This is a genomic window from Intrasporangium chromatireducens Q5-1 (assembly GCF_000576575.1).
Classification (GTDB): Bacteria; Actinomycetota; Actinomycetes; order Actinomycetales; family Dermatophilaceae; genus Intrasporangium_A; species Intrasporangium_A chromatireducens.
On sequence record NZ_AWQS01000397.1, the window covers coordinates 1 to 2,312 of the forward strand.

Here is a 2,312-nt window from a genome sequence, read left to right on the forward strand (position 1 = left end):
GGCCAGCGCCCGGACGTGCACGAAGACGTCAGGGCCGCCCGAGTCCGGGATGATGAACCCGAAGCCTTTGTCCCCGTCGTACCAGGACACGGTGCCGTCCGCCCCGTCGGATGCCAGTGCCTGGTGGGCGGCCGGGGCCTCCAAGGGCAGTAGATGCTCAGCCTGCGCTCCCTTCTCGCCGTCGACAACAAGGAACGCCACCCGCTGCCCCTCCGAGACCACGCCGCCCGTCACGATGGCCGAACTGTGCACGAAGATCTCCGCACCGCCGTCATCGGGAGTGATGAAGCCGTACCCCTTGGCAGGCTCGTACCAGGCGACGGTGCCCAGCACGCCCAGCGGTGTATCGGCGGCCCGGTCGGCGATCACCCGCACGCGGCGTGCCTGCGGGCCGCGGTCCCCCTCCCCGACCTCAAATTCAACCACCTGCCCCTCCCGGAGCAACTTCATCGCGTCGTCGCTGACGATCTCGGACGCATGCACGTACAGGTCCTCTGCCTCCTGCCCGAGGGCGATGAAGCCAAACCCGCGGTCGGCATCGAACCAGCGGACGGTTCCCTCGGTCACGGCTGACTCCTTGTCAAAGCTAAGGTCGGTGTTCCCCCAGTGTCCCCGACGAGACTGCGACAAGCGCCGCGGGCCCGGCGGTGCTAGGGAAGACATCCCAGGATCGACTGACGCGATAGTCGACAAGCCGGTATGGGGACCTAGTCCCGCTCGCGGCGGATTGACGGACGACAAGGGCCGCCTCAGCCGGCTTGTCAGGGATGACCGTTCAGCTTTCGAGCGATCGCCTTTCTGGTGGACCGCTCATGGAGCGGGGCATCGCGCCCGACTTCCCCTAACCTCTGGAAAGCCGGGGCCGGCCCCTAGGCCGCTCCGCGGCGTCGATCTTCGTCACCAGTCTCGTCAGCATCGTGACATTGCGGCTCGTACTGCTCAAGGGCCCCAGGATGGTCTCCCAGTCGCGGCTGCCGAGGCGGGAGTCGGTGGACTTGCCGCGCATCCGCCAGTGCACGTCGGCGCCCCGGACGATCAGAGTGTCGAAGTCGTTCGACAGTCCTTCCAGGCGCTGGGCAACAGTCGCGCCAGGCGCCTTCTTCAAGAACGTCACGAAATGCGTACCACCGGGCGCGAGCGTGAACGGCCGGGCATCAAGGGTAGCCGTCAGCTGCTGCGCGGTCCGGACGAAGGTCGTGCACTCGAAGCCGAGCTCCTCCTCCAGGGCCCTCTCCATCGCGGCCTCGACCGATGCCCGCCGCCCAATCGCGTCGAACACGACGTTGCCGCTGTTGACGAACGTCCACACATCCGAATAGCCCAAGCCCTCGCACACCGCCGCCAGTCGGCTCATGGCGACCCGTCGGCGCCCGAGGTTCACCGCGCGCAAGAACCCGATTCGGACACTCATGCGCCACACGGTAGCGACCCGCCGCATGCGCAACGGCTCCTACGCCCAAGCCACTCCCTCCGAGCCCTGCGCCATCACGGGCTGCTATCGGGCCGTGAACAATCTCGGCGCTCGCGGCGATTATGACGCAGGTCCGAGACCGCCCGGCGCGGCATCTCCGGTGAACGCCTCCCGCTGATGTGAGTCCTTTGCGGTTCGGCCACTTCGCTCCAGGGCGAGCGTGGAAGGTGTAGTACTTCGGCCATGACCCTGAGGCGGTACCTGTCAACGATTGTCACCCTGCTGGCGTGGGGGATGATGACGATGCCTGCCGCGGGGTGCAGCAAAGCGTCTCCTGGGGAGATCGCTCCACCGCCGCATCCGGCGCCCACAGACTTTGCCGGCTGCAATGGCCTGGCCCCTCACCGTGACGACGGGTTTGTGGTGGCTGGCTCGGACTGGTCGAGCGAGCTGCACGCCTACGGCGGGGAAGCGACGATGTATGCCTGCGTCTATCCCCCTGCGGGCGGGATGGTCAGCCTCGTGGTGTCCGGACAAGCAGTCCACGTCCGACCTCAGCGACAGCAGGTCAGCGCCTTTCCGGGTGGCGTCATCCCATTCCAGGTCAGAGTCGACCCCGGTGGCTACGGGCAGATCGACGTGCGGCAAGACACGACGGGGGGCGGGTACTCAGGCGCATCTGGGCCAAGAATCGACGCTCAAGACCCCGGCTGGCGCTTCAGCCGGGCGGACAGCCACTAGACCCGCATCTCGGCCGATCCAGTAAAGGTCCGGCCGACAGGCGGCGGAGTGACGCAGCCAACGCGCGCACCCCAAACGGGCGCCGCATGTGGTCCGCGCCGAGTTGCTCAGCCGCAAGGTCGAGCATGGCCAGTCTTCGGAACGACTGATCGCGGCAGTT

At 67.3% G+C, this 2,312-nt stretch carries 2 protein-coding genes; both read right to left on the bottom strand.

Annotated elements, in window-relative coordinates; genetic code table 11:
- The coding region (locus N864_RS21535) for a cold-shock protein (protein WP_034722281.1) at positions 1 to 567 on the bottom strand (567 nt) is incomplete at its 3' end.
- 274 nt (positions 568 to 841) lie between these two features.
- A complete protein-coding gene (locus tag N864_RS23870) occupies positions 842 to 1,411 on the bottom strand; it encodes a DUF1697 domain-containing protein (protein WP_162164564.1) in 570 nt (189 codons plus the stop codon).
- Positions 1,412 to 2,312: the final 901 nt, after the last annotated feature.

What these genes read in the sequence shown, in the direction of transcription:
- N864_RS23870 (WP_162164564.1), bottom strand. Translation starts at nt 1,411, where the DNA reads ATGAGTGTCCGAATCGGGTTCTTGCGCGCGGTGAACCTCGGGCGCCGA.